Origin of the sequence: Cellulomonas biazotea (assembly GCF_004306155.1) — a bacterium.
GTDB classification, from domain to species: Bacteria; Actinomycetota; Actinomycetes; order Actinomycetales; family Cellulomonadaceae; genus Cellulomonas; species Cellulomonas biazotea.
In genome coordinates this window covers 14,615-37,331 of sequence record NZ_BIMR01000066.1, presented here as the reverse complement: position 1 = coordinate 37,331, position 22,717 = coordinate 14,615, and the positions used below count along the sequence as shown (strand labels likewise).

Sequence of the window (22,717 nt, the reverse complement as noted above, 5' to 3'; positions counted from 1 at the left end):
GGCGTCGACGGCTGACCGTCGACGCCCTTCGGAGCGGGTGGCTAACGGGACTTGAACCCGCGACCCCCTGGACCACAACCAGGTGCTCTACCACCTGAGCTATAGCCACCACGCGCCACCCGGAGGTGGCACCGACCCGGCGCGAACGCCAGGGCCGACGAGAAGTGTACCCGGTGCGGCGGGGTGGTCCGGAACGCGCCCGCCGTCCGCGCACGGACCGGTCAGAGGCGCTTCGCGAGCGCGTCCGCGAAGACGTCCGCCGACCCCGGGGCGTACCCGAAGAAGAACGACGGCTCGGTGAGCTCGACCTCGAGGACGACGGGGTGGCCCTCGTCGTCGGGGATGAGGTCGACCCGGGCGTACAGCAGGGGGTCGGCGTGCTGCGGGAAGATCTCCGCCAGCGCCGTGAGCACGCGGTCGCCGACCTCGCGCTCGGCGTCGCTCGCCTCGCGGGCCGACATGACCTCACGCCGGTAGAGCACGCCCTCGGTCTCCCCCTCGCGGTACGGGCCCTCGAGCAGCGCGCCCTTGCGGACCGCGTGGCTGAAGGCGCCGTCGACGTAGACCAGCGCGGTCTCGCCGACGGTGTCGACCTGCTTGAGGTAGCGCTGGATCATCACGTGCCGGCCGACGCCGAGCAGGTTCTTGGCGTGCCGGATCGCCAAGGCCCGCGACGGGGTCTCGTCGGCCTGGTAGCGGCCCGTGTCGCGCGAGCCCGCGCTGACGGTCGGCTTGACGACGAAGTCGCCGAACGCCGGGAACCGGGTGTGGATCGCGCGCGCGTCGAAGTTGCGCTCCGGATCGAGCCAGATGGTCGGGACGATCGGCAGACCCCGCTGCTCGAGGTCGCGCAGGTACGTCTTGTCGATGTTCCACACGACGACGTCCGCCGGGTTGAGCAGCGCGCTCGTGCGCTCGACGCGGCGGGCCCAGTCCGCGAACAGGCGCGGCCGGTCGGTGTAGTCCCACGTCGAGCGGACCAGCACGTGCGGGTACGTCGACCAGTCGACGGTCGGGTCGTCCCACACGACGGGGTCGGTCGCGATGCCGCGCGCGAGCAGCGCGTCGCGCAGCGGCTGGTCGTCGGGGTCGAGCTCGGGGAGCTCGGCGCAGGTGGCGAGAGCGAGCCGTGCGGCGGTAGGGGTCACGTCGGCAGCGTACCGACGCGGTCGGCGCCCGCGTCAGGGCCCGGGCGGTGCGGGTCGGGGAGGCGTCGGTCGAGGTCGGGGCTGCCGGCGGGCCCGCGGGTGGTCGCGGAGCCGTCCGGGTCGCCCTCGTTCCCGTCGGCGCCGGCCGCGTCGGTGAGCCGTCGCAGCGCCCGCAGGACGGTCGCCGCGGTCACCGACCCGACGGCACGGCCCGCCTCGACGACGTCGAGTCGTCCGTCCGCGCCGTCGCCGGGGGACGCGAGGAGCGTCGCGAGGACGTCGCCGAGCTCCGTACCGACGTCGACCGTGCCGATCGCGGCCCGGCCCGGTCCCGGAACCTCGTCGACGTCGGTCCGCTCCAGCCGGCCGAGGGCGAGCAGGCGCGCGAGCCGGCCGCGCCCGACGAGGTCGGCGACCGCGTCGGTGGCAGGGCGGGCCACGACGTCGAGCGGCGAGGCGAGCTGCTCGACGTGCGCGCCGGTGCTCAGCACCGCCACCCGGTCGCCCATGCGGACGGCCTCGTCGATGTCGTGCGTGACGAGCATCACCGTGGTGCCGACCTCGCGCTGGATCCGCGCGAACTCCGTCTGCAGCCGGCGCCGCCCGACCGGGTCGACGGCGCCGAACGGCTCGTCCATGAGCAGCACCGGCGGGTCGGTCGCGAGGGCCCGCGCGACGCCGACGCGTTGGCGCTCACCCCCGGACAGCTCGTGCGGGTAGCGCCGTGCGTACCGGGCGGGGTCGAGGCCGACGAGGTCGAGCAGCTCGTCGACGCGTGCCGCGGTCCGCTTCGCGTCCCACCCGAGCAGCCGCGGGACGGTCGCGATGTTCTGCGCGACCGTGCGGTGCGGGAACAGGCCGACGTCCTGGATCACGTACCCGATGCGGCGCCGCAGCTGCACGGGGTCGACGTGCGTGACGTCCTCGCCCTCCAGCAGGATCCGGCCCGACGTCGGCTCCACGAGCCGGTTGGCCATGCGCAGCGTCGTCGACTTGCCGCACCCGCTGGGCCCGACCAGCACGAGCACCTCGTGCGGGCGGACCTCGAGGGTGAGGTCGTCGACGGCGGCGCCGGCCCGACCGCGGACGGCGGGGTACTCCTTGCGCACGTGCTCGAAGCGGATGGCGGGCTCGACCATCCCCCGGACGCTACTGCCCACCACCGACGCCCGCCTCCGCCGGCCACATCCGTCCGTCCGCCTGCGACGGCCCGTCCGTCCACGGACCGGGCAGCGCGCCGTCGCATGGTGCGGATGTCGGAGGTCGCGGTTACGTTCGGCGGATGCTGCTCGCGGCTCAACCCGACAACCCCTGGTTCTCGTGGGAGTACCTGCAGCGCAACAGCGCGGACGTGCTGTCCGCGCTGTCCCAGCACGCCTCGCTGACCGTCCAGGCGGTCGTCATCGCGTCGCTCGTGGCGCTCCCGCTCGGCGCGTGGGCGCACCTGCGCCGCCGCTGGGCCGGGCCCGTCCTCGGCGTGGCGGGCGTGCTCTACACGATCCCGTCGCTCGCGCTGTTCGCCGTGCTCGCCCCGTACACCGGGATCGGACGGACGACCGTGCTCATCGGGCTCGTCGCGTACGCGCTGCTGGTGCTCACCCGGAACGTGCTGGTCGGGCTGGAGGGCGTCGACCCCGCGGTCCGCGACGCCGCCCGCGGCATGGGGTACGGGCGCGCCCGCCTGCTGCTCACCGTGGAGCTGCCGAACGCGCTGCCGAGCATCGTCGCCGGGCTGCGCCTCGCGACCGTCACGACCGTCGCGCTCGTGACGGTGGGCGTCGTGGTCGGCTACGGCGGGCTCGGGCAGCTGATGTTCCGCGGCTTCCGCAGCAACTACCACGCCGAGATCATGACGGCGACGGTCCTGTGCCTCCTGCTCGCGCTCGTGTGCGACCTCGTCCTCGCGGGCGTGGGGCGCCTCGTGACGCCGTGGGCCCGCTCGGCGCGGCCGGTCTGAGGGGGCACCGATGGACGTCCTCACCGAGGCCTTCGCCTGGCTCAACGACCCGCTCAACTGGACGGGGCGCAACGGCGTCATCGCACTGACCGGCGTGCACGTCCTGGTGTCCGTCCAGGCGGTGCTGCTCGCGGCGGTCGTCGCGCTGCCCGTCGGGCTGTGGCTCGGCCACCGCGGCCGGGGCGCGACCGTCGGCGTCGTCGTCGCCAACACCACGCGCGCGCTCCCGACGCTCGCGCTGCTCACGCTGCTGGCGGCGAGCGGCCTGTTCGGCAACCCCGCGACCGTCCTCGCGTGCGCGGTCTTCGCCGTCCCGCCCCTGCTGTCCGGTGCCGTCACCGGGCTCGGCGAGGTCGACGCGCACGTCCGCGACGCCGCCCGCGGGGTCGGCATGTCGGGCTCGCGCCGCCTGTGGGCGGTCGAGGTCCCGCTCGCGATCCCCCTGCTCGCCGCCGGCGTGCGCACCGGCGCGGTGCAGGTGCTCGCGACCGTCCCGCTCGCCGCGCTCGTCGGCGGCCGCAGCCTCGGCACGATCGTCGTGACCGGGTTCGGGACGCAGCGCTACGGCCAGGTCCTCGCGGGCGGCCTGCTCGTCGCCGCCCTGTGCCTGGTCGCCGAAGGCCTGCTCGCCCTCGCCCAGCGCGCCGTGACGCCCGCCGGCCTGCGGTCCCGCGACCGTGCCGGACGACGTGCCGGACGACCCTCGCGCCTGCGCGTGCGGCGTCCCTCCCCGGTTGCCGACCCCGCGGGCTCCCGGTCCAATGAACCAGCCCCGACCGCATGAACCTGCCCACGACCGCCGAGCGCCGTCGACCGTCGGGACCCTCCCGGCGTGCCGTCGGCCGACGTCAGGAGACGCCGATGCGTGCCACCCGTCCAGCCCGACTCACGATCATCGCCGCCGCCGCCGTGCTGGCGCTGGGGGCCTGCGGCGCCCCCGGCTCCGGCGGCGGCGAGGCCGACCCCACGTCCTCCGGGACGTCCGGCAAGGCCACCTGCGACCCCGTCGCCGGGGAGCAGCTCGTCGTCCTCGAGGACGACGGCGGCCTGCAGAACGCCGACAACATCATCCCGGCCGTCAACGCGGCCGTCGCGCAGCAGAGCCCCGCGGTCGTCGAGCTGCTCGACACCGTCTCGGCGTCGCTCGACACGCCCAAGCTCATCGACCTCAACAAGGCCGTCGACATCGACCGCCGCACGTCGAGCGAGGTCGCGAAGGAGTACGTCGAGACCGAAGGGCTCGCGGCGACCGAGCAGTCCGGCGCGGGAACGTCGCTCGTCGTCGGCGCGGCGAACTTCTCCGAGTCCGTGACCCTCGCGGAGATCTACGGCGAGGTGCTGCGCTCGGCCGGGTACCAGGTCGAGGTCCGCACGATCGGCAACCGCGACACCTACCTCCCGGCGCTCGTGGACGGCACCCTCTCGACGGTCCCCGAGTACGCGGCGACGCTCGCCGACTTCCTCAACGCGCGCGTCAACGGGCCCGACGCCCCGTCGGTCTCGACGGACGACGTCGACGAGACGGTCGCCGCGCTGACGCCGCTCGCCGAGGAGTCCGGGCTCGCCGTCGGCCAGCCGTCGGCCGCGCAGGACCAGAACGCGTTCGCCGTGACCCAGGCGTTCGCGGACGAGCACGGCGTCGCGACGCTCACCGAGCTCGCCGAGGCCTGCGGCGGGCTCGTCCTCGCCGGCCCGCCCGAGTGCCCCGAGCGGCCGTTCTGCCAGCCGGGCCTCGAGGAGACCTACGGGCTCGAGATCGGCGAGTTCAAGTCGTACGACTTCGGGCTCATCGGTGCCGCCGTCCGCCAGGGCGACGCGGCCATCGGCCTGGTCCTGTCGAGCGACGGGTCGCTCGCGACCGACTGACACCCGCACGACGACGCGGCGGCCCCGGCGGGCAGGACCTGCCGGGGCCGCTGCGTGCGCGGACCTCGTGACACGACGGCGATCTGAGCTCGGTAGGCCCGACCCGGGCCCCCGCACGACGACCGTCAGAGGCCGGCGGACTCCAGCAGGCGCAGCCAGACCTCCGACACCGTCGGGTACGCGGGCACCGCGTGCCACAGGCGGTGCAGCGGCACCTCCCCCACGACCGCGACGGTCGCGGCGTGCAGCAGCTCGGCCGCGTCGGGGCCGACGAAGGTCGCGCCGACGACCACCCCACGGGCGTCGTCGACCACGAGCCGCGCGCTGCCCGCGTAGTCCTGCGCGGCGACCGTCGCGCCCGCGACGTTCGCGAGGTCGTAGTCGAGGACGCGCACGTCGAGACCGTCGCGACGCGCCTGCTCCTCGGTCCGCCCGACCCACGCGACCTCGGGGCGGCTGAACACGACCTGCGGGACGGCCGAGAGGTCCGCGGTCGCACGGTACCGGCTCCACGGCGCGGCGTCCCGCTCGGCGACGGGCCCGTCGGCGGCGTCGGCGTCGGGGTGGAACCGTGCCGCGACGACGTCGCCGACGACGCGCGCGTCGTACTTGCCCTGGTGGGTGGTCGCGGTGCGGCCCGTGACGTCGCCTGCGGCGAACAGCCAGCCGCCGTCGACGCCGGTGACCGCGAGCGCGTCGTCGACCCGCAGCGGCGCCCCGGGCTCCAGGCCCACGGTCTCCAGGCCGAGCGAGCCCGTGCGGGGCCGGCGTCCGGTGGCGACGAGCACCTCGGTGACGTCGACCGTCCCGGCGTCGCCGAGGTCGAGGTGCACGCCGTCGTCGTCGCGGTGCACGGCCGTGGCCTGCGTCCCGAACAGGACGCGCACACCCATCGCGCGCAGCTCGGTGGCGACGGCCTCCCCTGCGGTCGGCTCCGCACCGGCGAGCAGCCGGTCGCCGCGCACGACGAGCGTGACCTCGCTGCCGAGGTCGGTGAACGCGACGGCCATCTCGACGCCCACGACGCCGCCGCCGAGGACCGCGAGCCGCGCGGGCACCTGACGGACCGACGTCGCCTCCCGGCTCGTCCAGAACCCGGCCTCGGCCAGCCCGGGGACGGGCGGCACGACGGGCTCGGACCCCGTCGCGACGACGACCGCGCGCCGCGCCCGGACGGTCGTCTCCCCGTCGTCGCCGCTGACCACGAGCGTGCGCTCCCCGGTGAGCCGGGCGTGCCCCCGCAGCAGCGCGATGCCGACCGAGTCGACCCACTCGACCTGCGAGCGGTCGTCCCAGCCGTGCACGACCTCGTCGCGGCGCGCGAGGACGGCCTGCACGTCGACGTCACCCGTCACCGCGGCGGCCGCCCCGGGGACACCCGCCGCCGCGTCGAGGACCGCACCGGCGCGCAGCAGCACCTTCGACGGCATGCACGCCCAGTACGAGCACTCGCCCCCGACGAGCGCGTGCTCGACGAGCGCGACGCTCAGCCCGGTCCGGCTCGCCCGGTCCGCGACGTTCTCCCCGACGGCCCCGCCGCCGACCACCACGACGTCGTACTCCTGCTCCGCTGGCATCGCCCCATCGTGGCGGCAGGGGCGCCCGCGCGCAGGGGGAACGACCGGCCGGGTCCGGTCTGCGTGGTTCGTCCCGACTTCCGCTGCTACGTTCGCAGGCGAGGGTCCGCCGGAGACGGCAGCCAGCCACGACTCCCGGCGTAGCAGACGACGGAGGGGCGAGACGTGAGCGAGACAGCACTGGGCAGCGACGGGTTCGGGCCGATCCACGGACGGCCGAGCTTCCGCGAGCGGTTCGACCGCACACGGTTCCCCGACCGGGGGCTCGGGTCCGACGAGGTGTACGAGCTGCTGCACACCGCGCTCATGCTCGACGGGCGCGAGACGCTCAACCTCGCGTCGTTCGTCACGACGTGGATGGAGCCGCAGGCCGAGCAGCTCATCCACGACTCCCTGCGCAAGAACCACATCGACCACGAGGAGTACCCCGCGGCGTCGCTCGTCGAGGAGGCGTGCGTGCACATGCTGGGCGACCTGTTCCACGCGCCCGACCCGGCGCAGGTCGTGGGCGTCGCGACGATCGGCTCGTCGGAGGCGATCATGCTGGGCCTGCTCGCGCACAAGCGCGCGTGGCGGCAGCGGCGGCTCGCCGCCGGCCTGCCCGCCGATCGGCCGAACGTCGTGTTCGGCGCGGAGACGCACGTCGTGTGGGACAAGTTCGCGAACTACTTCGACGTCGAGATGCGCAAGATCCCGATGAAGCCGGACCGCTACGTGCTGGCCGCGGACGACGTCGAGGCGCAGGTCGACGAGAACACGATCGCCGTCGGCGCGGTGCTCGGCACGACGCACATCGGCGAGGCCGACCCCATCGAGGAGCTCAACGACCTGCTGGTCCGCATCAAGGCCGAGCGCGGCTGGGACATCCCGCTGCACGTCGACGGGGCGAGCGGCGCGTTCGTCGCGCCCTTCGCCGAGCCGGACCTGCGGTGGGACTTCCGGCTGGAGCAGGTCGCGTCGATCAACGCGTCGGGCCACAAGTACGGCCTGGTGTACCCGGGCGTCGGGTGGCTGATCTTCCGGGACGCGTCACGCCTGCCCGAGGACCTCGTGTTCAGCGTGAACTACCTGGGCGGTGCGCAGCCGACGTACACGTTCAACTTCTCGCGCGGGTCGGCGATGATCCAGGCGCAGATGTACAACTTCCTGCGGCTCGGCCGCGAGGGGTACACGCGGATCGTCGCGAACATGATCGCGAACGCCCGCCACCTCAACGAGGCGCTGGAGGCGTCGGGACGCTTCGAGGTCCTCAACCCGGGGCTCGCGGAGCCGGTGGTGACGTTCCGCATCAAGGGCGACCCGGGGTTCGACGTCTACCACCTGTCGGCGCGGCTGCGGGAGAACGGCTGGATCGTGCCCGCGTACAGCCTGCCGCCCGACGCGCAGGACGTGCACCTGCTGCGCATCGTCGTCCGCCTCGACCTGAGCCGGCCGATGATCGACGTCCTGCTGCGGGACCTCGACCACGCCTGGGAGACGCTCGCCGCGGAGCAGCCGCCGCAGCGCGCCGCCGCCAAGCCCGACGTCTGGACCGCCCCCGACCGGGCCGCCGCGCACAGCAAGGCGCGCGTCGGCCTGCGGGCGTGACGACGCGGACCTCGCCCCTGCCGGACCTGCCCGACGGGTGGACCGCGGTCGACAGCCGCGGGCCGGGCCCGTTCGTCACGCACGCGACGCTGCGCCGGCCCGACGGGGCGGAGGTCGAGTGGACGTCGCGCCGTCACCGCAAGGGCCTCGGGCTGCGACCGCGCACCGCACCGCCGGCCAGGTCGGCCGTCCCGGCCGACGGTGCGGTGCGGCGCGCGGGCGCGTCGGCGTGGAGCTGGTGGACGGGGGCGCTGTTCGCGGTCGGGTCGGCGTGCTTCGCGCTGGGATCGCTGCCCCTGTACTTCGACCAGGTCTCGACGGGCGTGACGGCGTGGACGTTCTTCGTCGGGTCGGTCTTCTTCACGACCGCCGCGTACCTGCAGTACGACGAGGCGGCGCACGCCCCGCCCGACGTCCTGGCGACCGTGCCGCGACGGCGGCGGCTCGCCGCGCTCGTGCGGTTCCGGCCCGACCGCATCGACCTGTGGGCGTCCACGGTGCAGCTCGTCGGCACGGTGTTCTTCAACATCAGCACGTTCGCGGCGACGCGGACCGGCCTCGCGGTCGCGGGCGACAGGACCCTCGTGTGGGCGCCCGACGTCCTCGGGTCGGTGTGCTTCCTCGTCGCGAGCTGGTGCGCGTACGCCGAGGTCAACCGCGGGGTCCTGCCCCGGTCCGACCGGTCCGTCGGGTGGGCGATCGGGGCGCTCAACCTCGCGGGGTCGGTCGCGTTCGGCGTCGCGGCCGTCGCAGCGCGGTACCTGCACGGGTCGGACGAGGTCGCGAACGTGGCGCTCGTCAACGCCGGGACGTTCGCGGGTGCGGTGTGCTTCCTCGTCGGCGCGGTCCTGCTGCCCGTGGAGTCCGCGCGCGACCGGTCGTCGTCCCCTGAGCCGGCCTCGCCTGCGCCGCACGCCGGACCGACGGTCCGCCGGGACAACGAAGGCCCCTCACCGTTGCGGTGAGGGGCCTTCGTGCTGGTGCGCCATCAGGGACTCGAACCCCGAACCCGCTGATTAAGAGTCAGCTGCTCTGCCAATTGAGCTAATGGCGCGCGGTTGAGAACGTTAGCAGCCCTGCGGCCGCCGAAGCCAATCGATCCGCCCGCAGGTGACGACCGTCACGGACGCGGGGCCCCGGACGCCTGCGACGGGCCGTCCGACCCCTCCCACCAGGCCTCCTCGGGAAGGCCTTCCTTCTCCAGCAGGTCCTGCGAGGCGACCGCCGTGCTGGCCGTCAGGTCGGCGATGAGGGTGAGCGGGACGTGCGCCGCCAGCAGCTCCTGGACACGGGCGGCGTCCTGCGCCGGGGCGTGCTCGGGCGCGGTGTCGTCGGGTCGCATGGGTGCCCTCCGGGTCTGGTGCGTGCGAGGTCCGTTCTCATGTGACACCACCGTGCGTGCTCACGCAAGATCATGGCGGTGCCGTCGCAGGACCCTCACAGGTAGAGGCCGGTTCCCTCACCCGTGCCGCGCGGCGCGGCGACCGCGTGCACGTCCTTCTCGCGGAGCAGCAGGTAGGTGCTGCCGGCGAGCTCGACCTCGGCGCGGTCCTCCGGGTCGAACAGCACCCGGTCACCCAGCTCGACCTGCCGTACGTGCTGCCCGACGGCGACGACCGACGCCCACGCGAGCCGCTTGCCGACGGCGGCCGTCGCGGGGATGACGATGCCGGCCGACGAGCGGCGCTCGGCCGGGTCTCCGTCGACGGACACGAGGAGGCGGTCGTTGAGCATCCGGATCGGCAGCCCGGGCCGGGCGTCGGGAGCGGGGGCGGTCACCCGCACGACGCTACCGTGCGCGCGACGTAGGCTTTCCGCGGCGCCGACCGGCCGGCGTCCGCCGCGGCCCCCGCGTGGCCGTGCCGCGGCCCCACCCCGCGACCACCTGGAGCGTCCCGTGCCCCGTCTCGCCGTCGGCGACCTCGCCCCTGACTTCACGCTCCCGACGGCGGACGGCGGCAGCGTCACGCTGTCCGACCTGCGCGGGCAGCACGTCGTCGTGTACTTCTACCCCGCCGCGATGACGCCCGGGTGCACCACGCAGGCGTGCGACTTCCGCGACTCCCTCGCGTCGCTGCAGGGCGCGGGGTACGCGGTCGTCGGCCTGTCCCCCGACACCGTCGACAAGCTCGCCGCGTTCGTCGAGCAGGAGCACCTGACGTTCCCGCTGGCGTCCGACCCCGAGCACGCCGTCCTCGAGCAGTGGGGCGCGTGGGGCGAGAAGTCGCTGTACGGCAAGACCGTCACCGGCGTGATCCGCTCGACCGTCGTCGTCGACCCTGAGGGCCGCGTCGAGCTCGCGCAGTACAACGTCAAGGCCACCGGGCACGTCGCGAAGCTGCGCCGGGACCTCAAGATCGCCTGACCTCGTCGCCGTCCGGCACGGCTCGCCCGGCGCGTGTGCCCTGCGCCGGGCCGTCCGCCGGGGACGCCCGGTGTGCCACACTCGGGCGCGCGGGAGTGGTGAAACGGCAGCCACGCCAGGTTTAGGTCCTGGTGCCCGGAAGGGCGTGCGGGTTCGACTCCCGTCTCCCGCACCACCCTCCCGGGCGCGCCGCGGCCGTCAGCCGGCGCCGGCGCTCAGCTGGCTTCCCGCAACGGCAGGTGGACCACCGAGTCCGCGAGCCGGACGGTCGACGGGCCCGACCCGATCGCGTTCCACACCGCGACGCGCACCGTGCCGCCCCGCATCCGCCCGAGCGTCCCCGTCACCCGCTCGGCGCCCACGGCCTCCGTGTACCGCTCGGGACCCGGCAGCGGGTCGGTCGCGAAGTACCGGTAGACCTCGACGCGGTCCCACTCGCCGTCACCGGTGAGGTCGTACGAGACCGACACGCGCGTCCCGTTGCCGACGACTCCCCCGGCGTCGAGCGCGAGGTCGAACCGCGTGGCCCCGGTCGTGGGCCGGCCGTTCACGCCCTCGACGGTCGCGACGACCGCGTCGGGCGGCTCGGTCACGGTGTCGATCCCCGCGGCTCGCGGCACGGTGACGGTGGCCGGGCTCGTCGGCGGCTCGGTGACCAGGCCGCCCTCGCCGTCGAGGTAGAGCGCGAACCCGTCGCCTGGCGGCACGGTCGGCGTGGGTGTCGGCGTGGGCGACACGGTCGGCGTGGGCGTCGGCGTCGGAGTGGGCGTCGGCGACACCGTCGGCGTCGGAGTGGGCGTGGGCGTCGGCGTCGGGGTCGGGGTCGGGGTCGGCGTCGGGCCGCCCGGTCCGCTGCCGCCGCTCCACGTGAACGCCCCGCTCGTCACCGTCCGCCCGGGCGGCACGGCCAGCGTCGTCCCGTCGCCGAACCGGACGGTCAGGGCCTGACCCGTGACGCTCGACGCGACGTACGTGCGGCCACGTGGACCGGTGAAGACCGCCGCGAGCGGGTGGTCGGCGCGCACCGACGCGTCGAGCGTGCCGAGCGCCGCGAGGTTCGCGACCCAGTGGTAGGTGTGCGCGCGGCTCTCGCCCTCCTCGACGGCGTAGCCGGGCTGCGCGAGCAGGGCCTGCAGCGCAGCGGGCCCGTCGCCGAGCGCGAGGTAGCTCCACAGGATGTCCTGCCACACGGTCGGCGGCCCGCCGTTGACCCGGACGAGCTCGGCGTAGTTGTCGCGCACGTCGTCGGGACGCAGCCCCAGGTACAGGTGCCCGCCGGTGATGGGCAGGGTGTTGATGCCCTGGATCATCTCCGCCTCGCCGCTGAACCAGGTCGCGTAGGCGCCGCCGTCGCCCCAGATCATCCCGACCGTCGAGTGGCCGAAGCCGGTCGGGATCGCCCCGGCGCCGTCGAACCAGTAGTCCTGGATGGCGGCGGCCTGCGTGGCGTACAGGTACGCACCGGCGTCGCGCACCGCGGTGCTGCCCGTCGCCTCGCCCCACTGGACGAGGGCGGCCGCGAAGTTCATGCCCTCGGAGCTGGACTCCTGGTTGTTGCCCGCCGCGAACGCGCCGTGCCCGGACGCCCAGTCGTGACCGGCGTAGATGTCGAAGTCGCGCAGGAACGGGAAGCGGGTCTCGGACCGGTCGTACCCGTTGGCGTCGCGGACCAGGACGTCGACCATGCCTCCGTACGCGGCGGCCCAGCCGGGGTCGAAGCGGGCGAGCGTCGCGGCGGCGGCGACGAAGTACCCGTAGTGGAAGTGGTGGTCGTTGAGCTCGGTGTCGGACCCGTAGGACGCCGGGTAGCCGATGAGGGTGCCCCAGCGGGCGTCGTACCCGAAGACCCGCTCGGTCTTGCCGGGGGTCGCGGTGAACCAGTCGGTGAGGGTCGTGCGGATCGCGCCGAGGGTGCGGTCGCGCAGGTCGGTGCGGCCGAGCTGGTCGGCGATCTCGGCGATCCGCGCGGCCCGTCCGAGCGCCTTGCCGGTCCAGTACGTGTCGGCGCGCAGCACGGGCAGCGTGTCGGTCGCGGCCTCGTCGAGCAGCGCGTCGAGCCGCGCGCGGGCGTCGCCGGTCGCGGTCGCGACGGCCGGGACCTCGGGCAGGACGCCCGTGAACGGCGTGGACGTCGTGACGGCCGTGGCCCCGGTGTAGGCGGTCATGGCGCCACGCGGCGAGACGTAGGTGGTGCCGACGCGCGACGTCGCCCCCGGGCCGGTCACGGCCGTCGTGTAGCGCTGCTGGTGCGGGTACAGCGCCACGACGGTGCCGGCCGACGCGCCCTGCAGCGGGGTCGTCGTGAGCGTGTACGTCGTGCGGACGGCCCCCGCGGCCTCGTCGTACGACCACGCGACGCGCGTGCCCGTGACCTCGTCGAAAGCGAACGGCGCGAACGCCCGCGCCTGCGCCACGCGGGCGGCGTCGTCGTCCGCCGGGCCCGTCGTCAGCGACGCGACCGCCAGGAACCCGCGGCCGGCCAGGGCGCTGGTGAGCGTCGTGCCGCTGACCTGCCAGGTCGCCCCGGTCGGCGCGTACGCGACGTAGTCGCTGCCGCCGGCGGTGAAGCCGACCGTCGCGCCGTCGCGCAGCCAGACCCGCAGGTCGGCCGCTCCGGTGAGCACCGCGTCGCCGCCGGCCACGTGGTACCAGCTGATCGGCAGGCCGTGCCCGATCGTCGCGCGCAGGCTGCGCGTGCCGTCGGACCACGACGGCGTGACCGTCCAGTCGCTCCAGCCCGCCACCTCGACGACGGGCGCGTCGAGCCCCGCGACCCCGACGAGCACGTCCTGCGCGTACGGGTAGTGGAACTCGCCGATGCCACCGGGCGTCCCGGACAGGACGGGGTCGCGCGTGACCGACAGGCCGAGGCCCGCGGGCGTCGGCTGGTAGGACACGGGGTGCGCGTGCAGCGGCTCGCTCGCCCGGCAGCTCCACCGCTTGAACAGCAGCGACGACCACCAGTCGTTGGTCGGCAGCGGCTCGTCCGGCGCGTCGTCCGTGAGGTACACGCGCGGGTTCGCCTCGAGGGCGTCGCAGCCCTCGGGGGTCGGGCCGGGCGGGGTCGTGAGGTACCCCCCGGACCCGACGGGGACGACGTCGGCCGCGGTCGCGGGCGGTGCGACCGCGAGCGGGGCGGCGAGCAGCCCGGTGACGAGCAGCGCGAGGAAGGCCGACCCGGGACGACGGGTGCGCGCAGACGGGTGGGCAGACGGATGGGCAGGGCGGGGTGCGGTCATGGCGGTGCCTCTCAGGCAGGCGCGAGCCGCACGACGACGGGCGGCTGGCCCTGCGCGACCGGCGGGCGGCGCCGTTGCCGTCCACCGCCGCGGCTCCCCGCACGGCCCCCTTGGCGTGCTCCGATGAGAGCGGCGTCATCCCACGGTAACCGCCGCCCGCGATCCGGCAATTCGTGAGGCGAACACGTGTCAACGCCGTCCTGCGCGGGGACACGGAACGGCCCGCCGGACGGGGTCCGGCGGGCCGTTCGTGAGAGTCGGTCAGGCCTCCTGCGGCGCCTGCTCCGCGATCTTCGCGCGGACCTCGTCCATGTCGAGCCCCTTGACGGCCGACAGGACCTGCTCCAGCACCGGGCCGGGCAGCGCGCCCGCCTGGCGGAACACCGGCACGCCGTCCCGGAACGCCATGAGCGTCGGGATCGACGAGATCTGCAGCTGAGCCGCGAGGAGCTGCTCCGCCTCGGTGTCGACCTTGCCGAACACGACGTCCGGGTGGGTCTCCGAGGACGCCTCGAACACCGGGGCGAACCGCTGGCACGGGCCGCACCAGTCCGCCCAGAAGTCGATGAGCACGATCTCGTTCTCGTTGATGGTCTGGCCGATGGTCTCGGCCGTCAGCGTGGTCGTCGCCACGTCGCACCTCCACTGGTCGCTTCCGGGTGGTAGAGCGTCGCCGGGCCTGCGGCTATTCCCGGCGTACCGCCCGGCACCCGCCCGGCACCCGCCCGGCACGGTCGCCCGGTACGCCCGCACGGGTGCGCGCCTGGACGCGGCACGCTCGCGCAGGGGGTAGAACTGCACCGTGACCGACACCGCCGAGTTCCCTCCCGGACCCGAGCGCCCCGCGGGCTGGCTGAGCCCCGAGCGCATCGCGAAGGTCCGCACCCAGCTGCCGATCCTGTACGTCGACGCGGTCCCCGTCCGGGTCGACGACTCGGGCGACGTCGTCGCCGTCGGGCTGCTGCTGCGCGTGACGCCCGAGGGCGTCATGTCGCGCGCGCTCGTGAGCGGCCGGGTGATGTACCACGAGCGGGTGCGCGACGCGCTCGTCCGGCACGTCGAGAAGGACCTCGGGCCCGTCGCGCTCCCCCAGATCCCCGCGTCGCCGCAGCCGTTCACGGTCGCGGAGTACTTCCCGACGCCGGGGGTCACGCCGTACCACGACCCGCGCCAGCACGCGGTGTCCCTCGCGTACGTCGTGCCCGTGAACGGCGACTGCCGCCCGCAGCACGACGCGATCGACCTCGCGTGGCTGACGCCCGAGGAGGCGTGCGCCGAGCAGGTGCAGGTCGAGATGAACGGCGGGCAGGGCCTGCTGCTGCGGCAGGCCATGGCGCACGTGGGCCGCCTGCCCTGACCATGCGGGGCGGCGCGACCGGCACGGCCGACGGGACCTTCCAGACCGGCGGCATCGCCCTCGCGCGTGGTTACTACGCCGACGTCGTCCTGCCGCTCCTGCACGACCGCTGGCCGGGCCTGCCGCACGCGGCCGCGCGGCTCGGCAGCGGGTCGGACGTGCTCGGGCTCGACGACGCGCAGTCGCGCGACCACGACTGGGGGCTGCGGCTGACGCTGCTGGTCGACGCCGAGGCGGTCGACGCGGTCGACGCGCACCTCGAGCAGCACCTACCGCCGTCCTGCGCGGGACTGCCGACACGGTTCGCGACGACGTGGGAGCCGGTCGTCCGGCAGCGGGTCGAGGTCGCGTCGGCTGCGACGTTCGTGCGGTCACGGCTGGGGGTCGACCCGACACCCGGGCTCACCGCGGCCGACTGGCTCGCGCTCACGGGGCAGTCGGTCCTCGAGGTCACGGCGGGTCCCGTCTTCGCGGACACCGACGGTGCCCTCACGCGCCTGCGCGAGGCGCTGACCTGGTACCCCGACGCGGTGTGGCGGTACGTCGTCGCGGCCGACTGGGCGCGGCTCGCGCAGGAGGCGCCGTTCGTCGGGCGCACGGGGCAGCGCGGCGACGACCTCGGCAGCAGGGTGGTCGCCGCGCGGCTCGTCGGCGTCGCGACGCACCTCGCGTTCACGCTCGCGCGGCGGTGGTCGCCGTACCCGAAGTGGGCGGGCACGGTGCTCGCCGGGCTGCCGGTCGGGCCCCGCCTGGTCCCGGCGCTGTCGGACGTGCTCACCGCCACGGACTGGCGCGACCGGCAGGCCGCGCTCGCCGGTGCGATCGACGTGCTCGCGCAGGCGCAGCGCGACGCCGGGCTGCCCGCCCCGGACGGGCCGCCGACCGAGCAGTTCTACGACCGGCCGGTGCTGGGCGTGCGGAACGCCATGGCGGAGCACCTGCTCGCCACGGTCGACGACCCGGTCGTGCGGGCGCTGCCCCCCGGCGTCGGGTCCGTCGAGCAGTGGGTCGACAACGTCGACGTGCTGTGCGACGCGGACCGGCGGGTGCGGGCCGCACGGGCGCACGCGACCGCGCTGAACTCGCCCTGAGCCCGCGCCGCCGTCCTGGTCCCGACCGCGCCGTGGTCCGGCTGCCGCGACGGACAGGACCGCGCCGCGTCAGCCCAGCGTGAGCTCGGGCCAGTCCGCGAGGTCCGCCCGCATGCGCCGGTCGTGCGTCGCGACGACGACCGCCGCCGACGTCAGCCGCAGGGCCTCGGTGAGCTCGTCGACGAGACCCACGGACAGGTGGTTCGTGGGCTCGTCGAGGACGAGCAGCTGCGGGGCCGCGAGCAGCGCGCACGCGAGGTCGAACCGGCGGCGCTGCCCCACGGACAGCTCGCGCAGCGGCCGGTCCAGGTCCTCCTCGGTGAGCAGGCCGAGCGCCGCGACGGGGACGAGCTGCTCGGGGTCGATCCGGCCCGCCGCCAGCAGGTCGAGCGCGTGCCGGGCGTACGCGTCGAACGCCGACGGCGACGGCCCGTCGTCGGCCGCGGGTGCGGCGTGCTCGGTCGGCCCCTCCTGCGCGAGCACGCCGATGCGCGCCCCGGGCGCGACCGTCCGCGTCCCGCGGTCGAGGTCGACCGCGCCCGCGAGGGCGGCGAGCAGGGTCGACTTGCCGGAGCCGTTCGGGCCCGTGACGAGCAGGCGCCCGCACGGCGGGACCTCGATCCGGCGACCGGGCAGGTCGAGCCGGGGGCGCCCGCCGGGACCCCCGTCGACCCGCGGCGCGCGCACCTCGACGAGCGGCCCGCCGCCACCGCGGTCGCCCGCGACGGGCCGCGGCAGCGACGGCAGGTCGGGGAACGCGAGCGACAGCGGCGGCACGGGCACCTCGACCGCGTCGGCCTCGAGCCGCTGGATCAGCCGGTCGGCGGCCTTGACGTGCACCCGCGCGCGGGTGCCGCGGCGGTGCTTCTGGGACCCCTTGGGCGGCCGCCACTCGTCCGACAGCCCCTCGTAGGCCGTGTCGAGGCGCTCCGCGAGCTGCAGGGCGCGCTTGCGCTCCGCCCGGAACCGGGCCCGCCAGCGCCGCAGCATCTGGTCCTTCGCGAACCGGTAGTCCGCGTACCGCGTCGCGCCGTACAGCGCGGGCCGGCCGTCCATCGACGGGTCCAGGTCGAGGATCGCCGTCATGACGTCGTCGAGGAGCTGCCGGTCGTGCGTGACGATGACGACCGCGCCGGGCCACTCCTGCAGGCGGTCGGTGAGGTACTCGATCCCCGCGGCGTCCAGGTGGTTCGTGGGCTCGTCGAGCAGCAGCACGTCGGAGCGCTCGCCCACCCGGCACGCGAGCCGGACCCGGTACCGCTCGCCGACGCTGAGGTGCTCGAGCAGACGGTCCCGGTCGCGGGGGGCGCCGAACCGTGCGAGCGCCTCGTCGACCCGGCGGTCGGCGTCCCAGGCCGCGAGGTGCTCGTAGCGGGCCATGGCGACCGTGAGGCGCGCGAGGTCGCCGGTCTCGTGGTCGAAGGCCGCGATCGCGGCGTCCAGGTCGTCGGACGCCGCCCGCACCGCGGCGAGCGCCCGGTCGACGAGCGTGCCGACGGTCGTGCCGGCGGGCTCGTCGAGCTCCTGCTCGACGATGGCGAGCGTCCCGGCACGACGGACCGTGCCCGACAGCGGCACGAGGTCGCCCGCGAGCAGACGCAGCAGCGTCGTCTTGCCCGCGCCGTTCTCGCCCACCAGCCCGACGCGGTCACCCGCGCTCACGACGAGGTCCACGGCGTCCAGCACGACCTGCTCGCCGTACCCGAACGTCACCGCGTCGGCGACGAGGTGCGCGTGGTCGACGACCTCGGCGGCCGTCGTCGTCATCCGCCCAGGACCCGCACCAGCGTCGGCACGAGCGCCCGGAAGGCCTGGCCGCGGTGGCTGATGGCGTTCTTCTCCGCCGGGCTGAGCTCGGCGCACGTGCGCTGCTCCCCGGCGGGGACGAGCGCGGGGTCGTAGCCGAAGCCGCCGGTCCCACGGGGCTCGGTCGCGAGGACGCCGACGAGCGCGCCGGTCTCGACGTGCTCGAACCCGTCGGGCGTCACGAGCGCCGCCGCGCACACGAACCGCGCACCGCGGTGCTCGGGCCGCACGTCGCGCAGCTGCGCGAGCAGCAGCGCGAGGTTGGCGGCGTCGTCGCCGTGCCGGCCCGCCCAGCGGGCGGAGAAGATCCCGGGGGCGCCGCCGAGCACGTCGACGCTGAGCCCGGAGTCGTCCGCGACGGCCGGCAGACCGGTGAACGCCGCGAGCGCGCGCGCCTTCAGGAGCGCGTTCTCCGCGAACGTCACGCCGTCCTCGACCGGCTCGGGCGCGCCGACGTCCCGCGCGCCGACGACCGCGGCGGGGTCGAGCCCCGGCAGGGCGGGCGTGAGGATCGCGCGCAGCTCGCCGACCTTGTGCGCGTTGTGGGTCGCGAGGACGAGCCGCGCGCCGCCGGGGACGCTCACGCGCCCGTCCCGGCGGGCACGACGCGGGTCGCGCTGCCGTCGCCGGGGTCGGCCGCGAGGGCCTCGGTCTGGATCGCCGTGAGGCGCGCCGTGCCCGCGACCGCGAGGTCGAGCAGGTCGTCGAGCTCGCGCCGGTCGAACGGCGCGTGCTCGGCGGTGCCCTGCACCTCGACGAACGTGCCGGAGCCCGTGACGACGACGTTCATGTCCGTCTCCGCGCGCACGTCCTCGACGTACGGCAGGTCGAGGACGGGGACGCCGTCGACGATGCCGACGCTCACCGCGGCCACCGAGTCACGCAGGACGGTCTTGCCCGCCGGGACGAGGCGCTTGCTCTTCGCCCAGGCCACCGCGTCGGCGAGCGCGACGTAGGCGCCCGTGATCGCCGCGGTGCGCGTGCCGCCGTCGGCCTGCAGGACGTCGCAGTCGAGCACGATCGTGTTCTCGCCGAGCGCGGACACGTCGATCACGGCGCGCAGCGAGCGGCCGATCAGGCGGGAGATCTCGTGCGTGCGGCCCCCGACGCGTCCCTTGACCGACTCGCGGTCCGACCGCGACGACGTGGCGCGCGGCAGCATCGCGTACTCGGCGGTGACCCAGCCCTCGCCCGAACCCTTGCGCCAGCGCGGCACGCCCTCGGTGAACGACGCGACGCACAGCACCTTCGTGCCGCCGAACTCGACGAGGACGCTGCCCTCGCCGGCGTCGAGGAAGCGTCGGGTGATCGTGACGGGCCGCAGCTCGTCGGGGCGGCGGCCGTCGGCGCGCAGCGCGGGAGTCGTGGCGGTCATGCGGACGAGCCTAACCGCGCGGCCCGACGCCCCCGGCCGGGGTCCGGCCCTCGCGCACTGACGCGTCCCGCCGCGTCAGCCGACCGGGACGCCGACGCGCGCCGTCACCGCCTTGTCGCCCAGCGCGACGTCGAGCACCGCCTGCTCGGGCGAGGCCCCGGCCGTCAGGCGAGCGCCGATCGCGTCGCGGACCCGCAGCGCGCGGTTCCAGCCCATGACGTCGGCGAGCGCGACGGCGGGCGCGACGTCGTCGCCGGCGGGCGTTACCGCGACGGTCCACGGGCGGCGCAGCAGCAGGCGCCCGACGAACGCGAGGACCAGGACGACGACCACCACGAGCAGGTCGAGCACGACGAGCAGCAGCGGCACGAGGAAGACCCAGACCAGCAGGACGCCGAGCACGAAGGCGAGCGCCCCGAGGATCCACACGACGACCCCGCCGAGGTCGTCGAGACCGCCCGCGAGCTCGCCGACGCCCTCGAGGCCGACGTCCGCCCCGTCGCGGTGGCGGCGGTGCCAGCGCCGGGCCCGCCGGAACACGCGCGCCCAGCGGGGCGCCCACTGCACGGCGACGTCGAAGGACGGGCCGACGGGGGTCCGGACGGTACGGGTGCGCATGACCGCACAGCGTGCCAGGCGCGGCGCCGCCGCGCCGGTGAGGTCCGGGCGGGCGTCGCGTCAGAGCACGTGCACGTCGCCCGGCCGGGCGAGCGCGACGGGACCGTCGTAGACGGCGCGCGCCTCGACGAGCGTGGCCTGCGGGTCGTTCCACGGCGGGATGTGCGTGAGGACGAGCTGCCGGGAGCGGCCGCGGGCGGCGGCCGACGCGGCGCGCCGGCCCGTGAGGTGCACGCCGCGCACCGCGTCGTCGCGGCCCTCGACGAACGCCGCCTCGGCGAGCAGCAGGTCGACGTCGGCGGCGAGCGTGTCGAGCCCGGCGCACTCGTCGGTGTCGCCCGTGTAGGCGAGCGTGACCGCGCGCGCGGGGTCGTGGTCCGACGGGCCCGTGACGTGGACGCCGAACGCGGGCACGGGGTGCTCGACGGGCACGGGGCGCAGCGTGAGGGGCCCGACGACGACCGGCGTGGCGGGGTCCCACGTGTGCACCGCGAACTGCCCGCTGACGTCGGTCGCCGGGTCCTTCCCGGCGATCTCGGCGAGCCGCTGCGCGGTGCCCTCGGGCCCGTGCACGTCGACGGACGGCAGCGCGCCGCCGGGCTGGTAGCGGCGCAGCACGTTGAGGACGACGAGGTCGGCGACGTGGTCGGCGTGCAGGTGCGACAGCGCGATCGCGTCCAGCCGCGTCGGGTCGCCGTAGCGCTGCAGCGGCCCGAGGGCGCCGTTGCCGAGGTCCAGCAGGACGGTCCAGGTGCGCCCGTCGGCGTCGTCGGCCTGCACCAGGTACGCGGACGCAGCCGCGTCGGGCCCGGGGTACGACCCCGAGCAGCCGACGACGACGAGCCTCATCGCAGCGCCATCCTCGACTCGACGGCCTCGACCTCCGGCCCGAGGAACCGCCGGGCGAGGGACTGGAACGCGGCGGGGTCGCCCGTCGCGAGGAAGCGGTGCGTCGGCGGGCCGGCCGCGGGGTCGCGCTCGAGGCCGTGCGCGACGAGCGTCCGGTAGACGTCCTTCGCGGTCTCCTCGGCGCTCGAGACGAGCGTGACCTCCTCGCCCATGACGTAGGAGATCGCGCCCGTGAGCAGCGGGTAGTGGGTGCACCCGAGGACGAGGGTGTCGACGCCGGCCTCGCGGACGGGGTCGAGGTACTCGTGCGCGACGGCCAGCACCTCGGGACCGGACGTGATGCCCGCCTCGACGAGCTCGACGAACCGGGGGCACGCCTGCGTCGTCAGGGTGATGCCGGGTGCGACGGCGAACGCGTCGTCGTACGAGCGGGAGTCCACGGTCGCGCGGGTCGCGATGACCCCGATCCGGCCCGTGCGGGTCGCGGCGACCGCACGGCGCGCGGCCGGGAGGATGACCTCGACCACGGGGATGCCGCGCCGCAGGGTGTACCGCTCGCGGGCGTCCCGCAGCATCGCCGACGACGCCGTGTTGCACGCGATGACCAGCAGCTTCACGCCCGCGTCGACGAGGTCGTCCATGACCTCGAGCGCGTGCGCCCGCACGGCGGCCAGCGGCTTCGGGCCGTAGGGCGTGTTGAGCGTGTCCCCGATGTAGAGGGTGGACTCGTGCGGCAGCTGGTCGAGGACGGATCGCGCCACCGTGAGGCCGCCGACGCCGGAGTCGAAGATGCCGAGGGGGGCGTCGTTCACGCCAAGGAGCCTAACCCCCGCTGGTCGGCCGCCCCGACGACCCGCTGCCGCGTGCGTGGCGCGCGTGGTCGAGCATGAGGCCCACGAGCGACTCCTGCAGCCAGCTCAGCGCGCCGTAGAGCGCGACGAGGTAGCGGCGCACGTCGGTGCCGGGCCCGCGACCGGGCGCATCGTCGTCGCCCAGGACGTCGTAGAGCCGCTCGGCGTCCTCGTCGGTGCGCACGTCGAGCCGCTCCGCCAGGACCAGGCGCAGGTCGGTGAGCGCGGCGGCGACGTCGGGCGCCTGGGCAGGGCTGACCGACAGCCCGTCGTGGCGGCGGCCGCCGCCGGGCGCGGTGAGCAGCCCCCACAGCACGCGCAGCCGGGCGACCTTCCCCGCGCGCAGGTCGTCCTCGGTGAGGCGGCGGAACTCGGCCGCGACCGCGGGGTCGTCGCGCGACGCGTCGGGCAGCAGGCGCCGCACCGCGGGGTCCTCGGGGGGCGGGACGTCCTCGGTGCGGAGCACGGGTGCGGCCGGGCCGGTGGGCACCGGGGCGGTCGGCGCGGTCGACGCCCCGGCGGGCTCGCCCTGGCCGCCCGGCCGAGGGGCGTCGTCGAAGCGGTCCGCGCCCAGCAGCTCGGCGACGTCCGCGACGAGCGCCGCGACGACCTCCCGCTCGGTGGCGTCCAGGCGCGCGACGAACAGGCCGTGCTTCTCGGTGAACGCGCGCATCAGACCCCGCTGCGCTGCAGCGTCGCCCACAGGCCGAACCCGTGCATCGCCTGCACGTCCACCTCCATGCCCTCGAGCGACCCGGTCGAGACGACGGCGCGGCCCTCCACGTGCACCTGCCGCATGAGCTGCTCGGCCTTCTCGTGCGGGTGGCCGAAGTAGGTCTCGAACACGTACGTCACGTAGCTCATGAGGTTGACGGGGTCGTTCCACACGATCGTGACCCACGGGTCCGCGACGGCCGCCTGCTCGGCGGACTCGACGCGCTCGTCGGGCGCTGTCTGCACGGGCACGCCACCACTGTAGGTGGCGCCGGACGCGCCGCACGGCGGTGGGACGGCCATCGGGACGGACCGCG

The 22,717-nt window shown here is 75.3% G+C and carries 23 protein-coding genes and 3 tRNA genes; 9 read left to right on the top strand and 17 right to left on the bottom strand.

The annotated features are described in order from the left end of the window. Positions 1-36: 36 nt before the first annotated feature. The 3 genes from CBZ_RS05885 to CBZ_RS05875 form a co-directional block, all read right to left on the bottom strand. Positions 37-109, bottom strand: a tRNA-His gene (locus tag CBZ_RS05885). Between the two features lie 112 nt (positions 110-221). After that, positions 222-1,148 carry an ATP-grasp domain-containing protein gene (locus CBZ_RS05880; protein ID WP_130780652.1) on the bottom strand — a complete coding sequence of 309 codons (927 nt, stop codon included), beginning with the start codon at positions 1,146-1,148 and terminating at the stop codon, positions 222-224. After that, positions 1,145-2,287, bottom strand: coding sequence for an ABC transporter ATP-binding protein (locus CBZ_RS05875; RefSeq protein WP_130780651.1), 1,143 nt, complete (start codon positions 2,285-2,287; stop codon positions 1,145-1,147). Before CBZ_RS05875 ends, CBZ_RS05880 begins: the two co-directional genes overlap by 4 nt. Positions 2,288-2,430: 143 nt before the next feature. Here CBZ_RS05875 and CBZ_RS05870 point away from each other — a divergent pair, with 143 nt between their 5' ends. From CBZ_RS05870 to CBZ_RS05860, 3 genes are all read left to right on the top strand, one after another. Beyond that, complete coding sequence (locus tag CBZ_RS05870; RefSeq protein WP_130780650.1) at positions 2,431-3,105, top strand: ABC transporter permease; 675 nt, start codon at positions 2,431-2,433, stop codon at positions 3,103-3,105. A gap of 10 nt (positions 3,106-3,115) precedes the next feature. Beyond that, entirely contained in the window at positions 3,116-3,889 is a 774-nt protein-coding gene (locus tag CBZ_RS05865; RefSeq protein ID WP_130780649.1) for an ABC transporter permease, read from the top strand. 77 nt (positions 3,890-3,966) lie between these two features. Further along, complete coding sequence (locus CBZ_RS05860) at positions 3,967-4,971, top strand: glycine betaine ABC transporter substrate-binding protein (protein WP_130780648.1); 1,005 nt, start codon at positions 3,967-3,969, stop codon at positions 4,969-4,971. A gap of 125 nt (positions 4,972-5,096) precedes the next feature. On the opposite strand, the gene CBZ_RS05855 is transcribed toward CBZ_RS05860, so the two are convergent. Further along, positions 5,097-6,548, bottom strand: coding sequence for a dihydrolipoyl dehydrogenase family protein (locus tag CBZ_RS05855; RefSeq protein WP_130780647.1), 1,452 nt, complete (start codon positions 6,546-6,548; stop codon positions 5,097-5,099). Positions 6,549-6,713: 165 nt separating this feature from the next. Here CBZ_RS05855 and gad point away from each other — a divergent pair, with 165 nt between their 5' ends. Both gad and CBZ_RS05845 read left to right on the top strand, forming a co-directional pair. Continuing rightward, the gene (gad, locus tag CBZ_RS05850; protein WP_130780646.1) at positions 6,714-8,135 is read left to right on the top strand and encodes a glutamate decarboxylase; all 1,422 of its coding nucleotides are present in this window, start codon (positions 6,714-6,716) and stop codon (positions 8,133-8,135) included. Continuing rightward, positions 8,132-9,100 (top strand): YrhK family protein, encoded by a 969-nt coding sequence (locus tag CBZ_RS05845; RefSeq protein WP_165446672.1) that lies wholly within the window; start codon positions 8,132-8,134, stop codon positions 9,098-9,100. The genes gad and CBZ_RS05845 overlap by 4 nt, the downstream gene beginning before the upstream one ends. A 13-nt stretch (positions 9,101-9,113) precedes the next feature. On the opposite strand, the gene CBZ_RS05840 is transcribed toward CBZ_RS05845, so the two are convergent. From CBZ_RS05840 to CBZ_RS05830, 3 genes are all read right to left on the bottom strand, one after another. Next, positions 9,114-9,189 (bottom strand) — tRNA-Lys (locus CBZ_RS05840). 66 nt (positions 9,190-9,255) lie between these two features. Next, positions 9,256-9,477 carry a hypothetical protein gene (locus CBZ_RS05835; protein ID WP_130780645.1) on the bottom strand — a complete coding sequence of 74 codons (222 nt, stop codon included), beginning with the start codon at positions 9,475-9,477 and terminating at the stop codon, positions 9,256-9,258. Between the two features lie 95 nt (positions 9,478-9,572). Next, positions 9,573-9,869 carry a GroES family chaperonin gene (locus tag CBZ_RS05830; RefSeq protein ID WP_130780654.1) on the bottom strand — a complete coding sequence of 99 codons (297 nt, stop codon included), beginning with the start codon at positions 9,867-9,869 and terminating at the stop codon, positions 9,573-9,575. Positions 9,870-10,032: 163 nt separating this feature from the next. On the opposite strand from CBZ_RS05830, the gene bcp reads away from it, so the two are divergent. Continuing rightward, positions 10,033-10,500 carry a thioredoxin-dependent thiol peroxidase gene (gene bcp, locus CBZ_RS05825; RefSeq protein ID WP_130780644.1) on the top strand — a complete coding sequence of 156 codons (468 nt, stop codon included), beginning with the start codon at positions 10,033-10,035 and terminating at the stop codon, positions 10,498-10,500. 89 nt (positions 10,501-10,589) lie between these two features. Then, positions 10,590-10,675: transfer RNA gene (locus CBZ_RS05820), tRNA-Leu, on the top strand. A 40-nt stretch (positions 10,676-10,715) separates the two neighbouring features. Here CBZ_RS05820 and CBZ_RS05815 read toward each other — a convergent pair. Together CBZ_RS05815 and trxA are read right to left on the bottom strand one after the other, a co-directional pair. Beyond that, positions 10,716-13,739: a glycosyl hydrolase gene (locus tag CBZ_RS05815; protein ID WP_130780643.1), complete on the bottom strand. Its 3,024-nt coding sequence runs from the start codon at positions 13,737-13,739 to the stop codon at positions 10,716-10,718. A gap of 261 nt (positions 13,740-14,000) precedes the next feature. Then, positions 14,001-14,372, bottom strand: a complete 372-nt coding sequence (gene trxA, locus CBZ_RS05810; protein ID WP_130780642.1) for a thioredoxin — start codon at positions 14,370-14,372, stop codon at positions 14,001-14,003. A gap of 169 nt (positions 14,373-14,541) precedes the next feature. On the opposite strand from trxA, the gene CBZ_RS05805 reads away from it, so the two are divergent. Further along, complete coding sequence (locus tag CBZ_RS05805) at positions 14,542-15,096, top strand: NUDIX hydrolase family protein (protein WP_130780641.1); 555 nt, start codon at positions 14,542-14,544, stop codon at positions 15,094-15,096. Between the two features lie 2 nt (positions 15,097-15,098). Then, on the top strand, positions 15,099-16,187 hold the full coding sequence (locus CBZ_RS05800) for a DUF4037 domain-containing protein (RefSeq protein WP_130780640.1): 1,089 nt from the start codon (positions 15,099-15,101) through the stop codon (positions 16,185-16,187). 69 nt (positions 16,188-16,256) lie between these two features. Here the strand turns inward: CBZ_RS05800 and CBZ_RS05795 are convergent, their stop codons facing one another. The 8 genes from CBZ_RS05795 to clpS all read right to left on the bottom strand — a co-directional run bounded on the left by CBZ_RS05795 (position 16,257) and on the right by clpS (position 22,652). After that, complete coding sequence (locus CBZ_RS05795; protein WP_130780639.1) at positions 16,257-17,954, bottom strand: ABC-F family ATP-binding cassette domain-containing protein; 1,698 nt, start codon at positions 17,952-17,954, stop codon at positions 16,257-16,259. Then, the gene (gene rdgB, locus CBZ_RS05790) at positions 17,951-18,577 is read right to left on the bottom strand and encodes an RdgB/HAM1 family non-canonical purine NTP pyrophosphatase (protein ID WP_130780638.1); all 627 of its coding nucleotides are present in this window, start codon (positions 18,575-18,577) and stop codon (positions 17,951-17,953) included. The genes CBZ_RS05795 and rdgB overlap by 4 nt, the downstream gene beginning before the upstream one ends. Next, a complete protein-coding gene (gene rph, locus CBZ_RS05785; protein WP_130780637.1) occupies positions 18,574-19,368 on the bottom strand; it encodes a ribonuclease PH in 795 nt (264 codons plus the stop codon). The genes rdgB and rph overlap by 4 nt, the downstream gene beginning before the upstream one ends. 75 nt (positions 19,369-19,443) lie before the next feature. Further along, a complete protein-coding gene (locus CBZ_RS05780) occupies positions 19,444-19,986 on the bottom strand; it encodes a hypothetical protein (protein WP_130780636.1) in 543 nt (180 codons plus the stop codon). A gap of 60 nt (positions 19,987-20,046) precedes the next feature. Continuing rightward, positions 20,047-20,835 carry an MBL fold metallo-hydrolase gene (locus CBZ_RS05775; RefSeq protein WP_130780635.1) on the bottom strand — a complete coding sequence of 263 codons (789 nt, stop codon included), beginning with the start codon at positions 20,833-20,835 and terminating at the stop codon, positions 20,047-20,049. After that, the gene (murI, locus tag CBZ_RS05770) at positions 20,832-21,647 is read right to left on the bottom strand and encodes a glutamate racemase (protein WP_130780634.1); all 816 of its coding nucleotides are present in this window, start codon (positions 21,645-21,647) and stop codon (positions 20,832-20,834) included. The genes CBZ_RS05775 and murI overlap by 4 nt, the downstream gene beginning before the upstream one ends. A gap of 10 nt (positions 21,648-21,657) precedes the next feature. Beyond that, on the bottom strand, positions 21,658-22,359 hold the full coding sequence (locus CBZ_RS05765; RefSeq protein WP_130780633.1) for a DUF2017 domain-containing protein: 702 nt from the start codon (positions 22,357-22,359) through the stop codon (positions 21,658-21,660). After that, positions 22,359-22,652, bottom strand: a complete 294-nt coding sequence (gene clpS / locus CBZ_RS05760) for an ATP-dependent Clp protease adapter ClpS (RefSeq protein WP_130780632.1) — start codon at positions 22,650-22,652, stop codon at positions 22,359-22,361. Before clpS ends, CBZ_RS05765 begins: the two co-directional genes overlap by 1 nt. Between the last annotated feature and the right edge of the window lie 65 nt (positions 22,653-22,717).